This is a genomic window from Gilliamella sp. GillExp13, assembly GCF_001690815.1.
In the GTDB taxonomy this organism is placed as follows: domain Bacteria; phylum Pseudomonadota; class Gammaproteobacteria; order Enterobacterales; family Orbaceae; genus Gilliamella; species Gilliamella bombi.
In genome coordinates this window covers 1-7,389 of sequence record NZ_LZHJ01000142.1, presented here as the reverse complement: position 1 = coordinate 7,389, position 7,389 = coordinate 1, and the positions used below count along the sequence as shown (strand labels likewise).

Here is a 7,389-nt window from a genome sequence, read left to right as displayed (position 1 = left end):
GAAAGCCGGAAAACGCGAGGACATTGGGAGGGCGATACGATTATTAGCCGTAAAGACAAGCAAGCATTGGTGACATTAGTTGAACGCAAAACAGGGCTAGTATTAATTGGGCGCCTCAATCAACGTACCGCCTCCGAAACGAGAGATATGATAATAAAATTGCTAACGCCGTTTAAAAAAATGGTTAAAAGCATCACCTTTGATAATGGAACCGAATTTAATTATCATCATGCTATTGAGTATTATTTAAACACCACCGTGTACTTTGCGGAGCCTTATAAAAGCTGGCAAAGAGATAAAGAAAATACAATATCTATTGAACACACGCCCAAGAAAACGGCATAAGTTTAAAAGCCCTGCCGATTTTTATTCTAAGGAGCTAAGAAGAATTGCACTTCATGGTGTAATCTAAGTTTTAAATAGAACTTGATAATAACCATCTTTCAAAATCGATTTTGATTTATATTTTGCTAATAATTTTTTATTGTTTAAAAACCTTTACCTCAGGAATAAAATTACTATATTGAGCAATAATTTCATCACTTAAATTGTCTAGATAAAATGTAATTGATACACTTTCAATATTATCTTTATTTTCAGCTAAAAAATGATGGTAGTTTTTAAGTTCTAGTATGGCTTCGGGACTAGTAAATTGATATGAGTATTCCTTTTGATTCAGCAATAATCCCTACACTTTTTTCAACTTTTAATTTTATAATTGTGTCATTACTAGGCAAAATTTGCGTTTGCTTATTTGCACAACCGCAAAGACAAAAAATAAAGATAAAAACAAGTTTTTTCATTAGGGTTTTCCTACTTCAAATATTTAGACAAAGATGAATCAATATTTTATGTTATCCATTTCCTGTAAACTTATTGATTTTTTAATATACAAGAATAAGTAAAATTAAAGAACAGACTTTTTGACCTCCAATCAAATTTTCGATGCTTCTTCTTTGGCTTGATGAATGATGGCTTTAGCTATCCATTGTGATAATGATATTACATTCTGATCATCAAGTCCCCAGATATCCTTGAGCACCATAAATGTTTCAGAACCGTAAATAATTGAAATAGCATAAATTACTTTATCATAAAGCTCATTTGGTAGTTCAGCTTTGAGTGGAGATAATATTGTTGTAAGAGTTTCTTTACGATTACCTCGTACCAATTTTTCGGTTTGTGGTGATAATGATGACCGTTCTGTTGCCCACTGTTGTAATGAAACCCTTAATGCTGCACGTAGCGCCCCTTCATGCTTTAGCATTTGAGGAAAAGCAAAAGCTAAAAAATCATTAATACTTTCTTCTGCATTTTGTTTTTTTGATTGCCAACTAAAAATAGGTTCTAATGAGCTTTCTACCACAGCTGTAATTAGAGCACTTTGTGTTGGAAAATAGCGGTATGCCGTTGCTCTGGATATACCCGATTTATCAGCAAGTTCAGTTATGGTAAGCTCACAGCCCTGTTCTAATGCTTCTAATGCAGTATTAATTAAACGCTCATAAGTCCGTTTTTTTACGCCAACATATGTTGGGTGCGATACTAAAGTTTGCTGAGTCATTAGGAATATATTTAATTTATCGTAATTTTAAATATGATACTGCATTTTAATAAATTAGTTAAAATTTATCATTTCCTAAAAAAATAAGACTTAAATCTCATTTTTGATATATAATGTATGACAATTAATCACCCTTTTGTTACAAATATTTACCTAATTAACTCATTTAGGAGTAATAAATGGCATCAACTAGTACAATTTATTTAGTTACTACATTAGACACCAAAGGGCAAGAAATCGTTTATATTAAAAATATTCTTGATTCAAAAAATCCCAACTGCAAAATTATTGATGTTTCTACACAATCTCATCAATTTAATCATTTAGCAACTATCACGGCAGAAACCGTAGCAAGTTGCCATCCAGGCGGTAAACAGGCTGTTTTTTGTGGCGATAGAGGTAAAGCAATTGTTGCAATGGCCGAAGCTTTCAAATTGTTTCTGATGACTCAAAACGATGTAGAAGCCATACTAGGTTTAGGGGGGTCGGGAGGAACTGCATTAATTACTCCAGCCATGCAATCACTAGCGGTAGGAATTCCTAAACTAATGGTATCAACAATGGCATCTGGTGATATTTCTGGTTATATCGGTGCAAGTGATATTGCAATGATGTATTCAGTTACTGATATTGCTGGAATTAATGTCATATCTAGGAAAGTTTTAACCAATGCAGCTAATTTTATTGCTGGCTCAATTCTATTTAAAACCCAAGATACGATTGAAGATAAGCCTGCAATTGGTTTAACTATGTTTGGTGTCACAACTAAATGTGTTCAATCTGTATCAACTAAATTAAACGGGCAATATGATTGTTTGGTTTTTCATGCTACAGGCAGTGGTGGCAAAGCAATGGAAAAACTAGCTGATAGCCATTTATTGCACGGTGTGATTGATATTACAACAACGGAAGTGTGTGATTATTTATTTGGTGGTGTTTTAGCCTGCGATGAAGATCGTTTTGGTGCCATTGCAAGAAGCCAAGTACCTTATATTGGATCGTGTGGTGCACTTGATATGGTGAATTTTGCAAGCCCTGATACTATTCCTCAAAAATATCAAGATCGCCTATTTTATCCACATAATCCACAAGTGACATTAATGCGAACAACGCCAGAAGAAAATCAAAAAATGGCTAATTGGATAGCAAATAAACTTAATCAATGCCAAGGTTATGTCACTTTTATTATTCCTGAAGATGGTTTTTCTGCTTTAGATATTGAAGGTGGTGCTTTTTGGTCACCAAAAGCAAATCAAGCATTTATTGATGAATTTGAAAAAACCTTTATCCAAACTCAAAAAAGAAAGTTAATAAAAACCCCTTATCATATAAACTCACCGCAGTTTTGTGATCTTATCATCAACGAATTTACAAAAATAATGAAATAAATATTTGGAGAATATTATGGGTAATCAACGTACTCAATTGTTAAAAAAATTCCACGACATGATAGCTAAAGGTCAACCAATTATTGGTGGTGGAGCTGGTACAGGATTATCAGCAAAATGTGAAGAAGCTGGTGGTATCGATCTTATTGTTATCTATAATTCAGGGCGTTACCGTATGGCAGGTAGAGGTTCATTAGCAGGATTACTTGCTTATGGCAATGCTAACGAAATTGTAATGGATATGGCTAAAGAAGTATTACCAGTAGTTAAAAATACGCCAGTACTAGCGGGTGTAAATGGCACAGATCCATTTTGTCAATTTGACCAATTTTTAGATAAATTAAAAGAAACGGGATTTGCTGGCGTGCAAAACTTTCCAACTGTTGGACTCATTGATGGCAACTTCAGAGCAAACCTAGAAGAAACAGGTATGGGATACGCTTTAGAAGTCGAAATGATTCGCAAAGCACATGAAAAAGATCTGCTTACAACACCTTATGTATTTAGTGAACAAAATGCGATCGATATGGCTAAAGCAGGTGCAGATATTTTAGTACCTCATATGGGACTAACGACGGGGGGGAGTATTGGTGCAGAAACAGCATTAAAACTAGCTGACTGTGTGCCACTAATCAATCAATGGGCAAAAGCGGCTAAAGCAGTTCGCCCAGACATTATTATTTTATGTCATGGTGGTCCTATTGCTACCCCTGAAGATGCTGAATATATCTTAAAAAATTGCCCTGAGTGTAATGGATTTTATGGAGCAAGTTCAATGGAACGTTTACCAACAGAAATTGCACTAAAACAAACGACAGAAAGATTTAAATCAATTCAACGACACTAACAATAATATAAGCAATAACAGCGCAACTAATGTATCGCGCTGTTATTTTTTTAAGAGAAGTGAAATTCGTTAAACTATATTTTGATCGAAACATTATACTATTAATATCTACGCATATTTGTTATATGGCAATTTAAATTTAACAGAAAACCTAACCTCATGTAAAAATATGCATAAAAGCTTTAACAAATCAGTAAATAGCAACACCACCAACCACTTTCAAAATTACCTTCAATTTGAAATAATCGTTTAGTAATACTATTTAGATAATAAAAAATGAGATTAGTCTAACAATTCCTTCTCAAAAAGATTAAAATTGATAAATATTATTAATAAACTGGCAAATATTTTTACCAGTTTAGTCTTAAATTAATCGCAAAGTAATAGTACTAAGCAGGAACAGATGAACACTCCCCCAAAATGGTTAAGGTTGTTAATTGATGAGAATTGCTCATTTCAACAGCTATTAGCCAAACTTACGAAAGCCTTTAACTGTACATTTACATATAAAAATGATAGTGGTATTGCTAAAGCTAAGTTAGATGATTTTACTATAATAATTCATGACAAAATTGATCGTACTTTTGACATCATCCTTAATCCATCTTATATTCTTATAGTTATGATTACAGAGGGTAAATATCCTAATTACCACGTTGAAAAGCATATTCAAACAACATTAACCAATCATAATATTATTTATCAACACTCACAAGCCAAATATCATGCCTATCCCATTGAACTTCCAATATTTTTCTCAAATTAATCGAGAATCAAAATTAAATATTATCAATCTTTTGCTGCTAATACCCGTTCAACTGTATCAACAATAGCTTGAGTTTGGGAATCAATTTCGATATTAACTTTATCTCCGACTTTTTTAGCGTCTAACGTGGTAATAGCTAATGTTTCAGGGATTAAATGAATAGCAAAACGATCTTCTTTTACCTGCCCAATTGTTAGGCTAACGCCATCAATGCCAATAAAACCCTTATATAATACATATTTCATAAAATTTTTCGGCAATTGTAACGTCATTTCACAATTTGTAGCAGTTTTTTGAATATCAACAATAGTTGCTGTGCAAGATATGTGCCCAGACATCACATGACCACCTATTTCGTCACCATATTTTGCACTACGCTCAATATTCACAAAATCATCGATTTTTTTATCGCTCAATGTCGTTAATACAAGGGTTTCTTCCATAATATCAAACGACACAATATCTTTATCGAACCCCGTTACAGTTAAGCAACATCCATCATTGGCAATCGATGCCCCTATTTCAATTTTATTAGTTAAGTGATACGGTAATTTAACTTTATATGTTCTTAATTTATTTTGATCAACAATATCAATAATTTGACCAACACCTTGAACAATACCTGTAAACATAGAGATACCTCAATTTTTCTTAATATTGAATATTCTATCTCAATTTGATTAAGATTTCCTATTTCTATTTTCTACTGGTATGATCTTTTACATATTTTCCAATCACTTATTATCTATAGCGATAACAAATTCATATTTCAGAGTATAGTCAAGGATATATCATTATGTTAAAACTGATTTTAGCCATTTCAGTCGGTTCAGTAGCTGGGGGATTAATGCGTTGGTTCTTATCTCTTAAACTCAATATTATTGCTTTTACTATTCCACTAGGTACATTGCTATCTAATTTAGTTGCTGGCTATATTATCGGCTTTGCAATTGCCTTTTTTAATCACTCTAACCTTTCTCCTGAATGGCGGTTATTGGTAATAACAGGTTTTTGTGGTGGCTTATCAACTTTTTCAACCTTTTCTGTCGAAGTCGTTAACTTTTTACTAGAAGATCGAATATTTTGGGGGTTAGCAACAATATTGATTCATGTGATTGGTTCAGTTTTAATGACATATTTAGGTATTTTATCGTATCAATATTTGAGATCTTAAAATAATTCAATTAATAAATTACATAAAAAATAATCATAAATAGAGTTTACAACCCCAAAACACTGTACTAATATACACTGTACAAAAGAACAGTATGGAGGCTATTATGCTTATTGAACATTCAACACAACAACTTATGGCTATTAATTTTGAGTCCCCTTTTCAACAAGTATTGCAACAACAACGCCCTTTATTAAAATCACTTAATAAGGCTAAAAAATGGCAATTATGGCTTTCTGACCGACCAATGTTAAAACGTTCATGGGTTAATACTGCAGGGTTAGATAAACACAAAGTGATTCATCTAGCAAATTTAAATAATGAAAACATAGTATCAATCATTGAAAAAGCCTTACAATACAAAACCTGTAGCTATGTAGTTGCTTGTATCAACAACCTTAATGAACAAGACAAAGCACGCTTACAAAAAGCCGTATCATTAAGTGATACTTGTCTACTTTTAGTACACGATGAGCAAAGTGAACAATCTATCCAATATCATTAAAAATAAACATATTATCGAAAAGAAGCATATTTTTTATATGTTAGAAAGCAAATCTAAAATGTTTAATAAACTAATATACCACTATAAAAATTAAGTTAAGTATTTGATGTATAGAAAACTCAGTGCTGAGCATTTAACAATGTTCAGCTTTTTTTGATAGTTATAGTTATTAATAATAGTAATTGATGCAGTTTTTTTCGAGCAACCTTTCCAATCACCGTCATGGGTTATTGATCTACAATAACGAGTTTTTTCGGCAAATGGATTTTTATTAGTAATTAAAATTTTTTGCCTTGCTACTACAGCCAGCGATTTTAAAGTACCCTATTGTACCACGCCTAAAACGGTTATTTTCGAAAAATGTGTTACTCTAATTTAAGTATAAACAGACTGTTTGCTTTCATAGTCCAATCTATATTTTTAATTAAAATCGAAAACTTATAGATTAATTTTTTTTTATTATTGTGACTTTATTTTTCAAGAAAAGCGCTTTTATTATTTAATAACAGTCGTTTAATAACAACTGGTTAATAACAAAAGCGCAAATTTTTAAATCTTATTAGTCGGGGCGTTTTTTGGTTTTAAGTTATTAAAGCTTAAGGCCAACTGGTTTTGCCAGCCGATGCTCCATTAAGCAGCGGCTTAGTTCTTTAAGGTGTAGTACAGATAGCAGAATATGGGTAGTTCGGAGGATCGTTATAAACATAACCTTGGTTCGCCGATGCTATAAACTGATTGCTTCCCACAGTGTCACTCGTCCAAATGTAGGAGGGGAATTCTATAGAACCCATACCTGGATACCACTCCGTAAGAAATCCTGCACCTATTTGTCGTTGGATATGATTACCTGTTGACTGTAACTCTCCCCTAAAATAGTACAGCAAAAAAGTAGAAAATTCTCTATGATAAAAGTAAAAGGGGATTTAATGATGAAAAAAATGACTGAACATCAAATCGTCGCTATTTTAAAAGAAGCTGAAGCAGGTATTCCTGTCAAGGAACTCTGCCGTAAATATGGTATGGGTAATTCAACTTTTTATAAATGGCGGGAAAAATACGGCGGCATGGAAACTTCGGATATCAAACGCTTAAAAGAGCTGGAGGCTGAAAACCGCAAACTTAAGCAGATGTTTGCCGAGCTGAGC

At 32.8% G+C, this 7,389-nt stretch carries 10 protein-coding genes; 7 read left to right on the top strand and 3 right to left on the bottom strand.

The annotated features are described in order from the left end of the window. The coding region (locus A9G37_RS10055) for an IS30 family transposase (RefSeq protein ID WP_141671173.1) at positions 1-345 on the top strand (345 nt) is incomplete at its 5' end. Positions 346-481: 136 nt separating this feature from the next. Here the strand turns inward: A9G37_RS10055 and A9G37_RS12625 are convergent. Then, positions 482-682 (bottom strand): hypothetical protein, encoded by a 201-nt coding sequence (locus tag A9G37_RS12625; RefSeq protein WP_141671172.1) that lies wholly within the window; start codon positions 680-682, stop codon positions 482-484. A 252-nt stretch (positions 683-934) separates the two neighbouring features. Beyond that, a complete protein-coding gene (locus tag A9G37_RS10050) occupies positions 935-1,564 on the bottom strand; it encodes a TetR/AcrR family transcriptional regulator (protein ID WP_065575415.1) in 630 nt (209 codons plus the stop codon). A gap of 179 nt (positions 1,565-1,743) precedes the next feature. On the opposite strand from A9G37_RS10050, the gene A9G37_RS10045 reads away from it, so the two are divergent. The 3 genes from A9G37_RS10045 to A9G37_RS10035 all read left to right on the top strand — a co-directional run bounded on the left by A9G37_RS10045 (position 1,744) and on the right by A9G37_RS10035 (position 4,565). Continuing rightward, the gene (locus A9G37_RS10045) at positions 1,744-2,952 is read left to right on the top strand and encodes a Tm-1-like ATP-binding domain-containing protein (protein ID WP_065575414.1); all 1,209 of its coding nucleotides are present in this window, start codon (positions 1,744-1,746) and stop codon (positions 2,950-2,952) included. Between the two features lie 16 nt (positions 2,953-2,968). Further along, entirely contained in the window at positions 2,969-3,799 is an 831-nt protein-coding gene (locus A9G37_RS10040; RefSeq protein ID WP_065575413.1) for a phosphoenolpyruvate hydrolase family protein, read from the top strand. A 403-nt stretch (positions 3,800-4,202) separates the two neighbouring features. After that, positions 4,203-4,565, top strand: coding sequence for a hypothetical protein (locus tag A9G37_RS10035; protein WP_065575412.1), 363 nt, complete (start codon positions 4,203-4,205; stop codon positions 4,563-4,565). A 23-nt stretch (positions 4,566-4,588) separates the two neighbouring features. Here A9G37_RS10035 and A9G37_RS10030 read toward each other — a convergent pair whose 3' ends face one another. Continuing rightward, positions 4,589-5,197, bottom strand: coding sequence for a riboflavin synthase (locus A9G37_RS10030; RefSeq protein ID WP_065575411.1), 609 nt, complete (start codon positions 5,195-5,197; stop codon positions 4,589-4,591). 164 nt (positions 5,198-5,361) lie between these two features. Here A9G37_RS10030 and crcB point away from each other — a divergent pair, with 164 nt between their 5' ends. The 3 genes from crcB to A9G37_RS10015 form a co-directional block, all read left to right on the top strand. After that, the gene (gene crcB / locus A9G37_RS10025) at positions 5,362-5,739 is read left to right on the top strand and encodes a fluoride efflux transporter CrcB (protein ID WP_065575410.1); all 378 of its coding nucleotides are present in this window, start codon (positions 5,362-5,364) and stop codon (positions 5,737-5,739) included. Between the two features lie 106 nt (positions 5,740-5,845). Next, positions 5,846-6,244: a cell division inhibitor SulA gene (locus tag A9G37_RS10020; protein WP_065575409.1), complete on the top strand. Its 399-nt coding sequence runs from the start codon at positions 5,846-5,848 to the stop codon at positions 6,242-6,244. A 926-nt stretch (positions 6,245-7,170) separates the two neighbouring features. Beyond that, a partial coding sequence (locus A9G37_RS10015) for a transposase (protein ID WP_065573926.1) occupies positions 7,171-7,389 on the top strand: 219 nt, incomplete at its 3' end.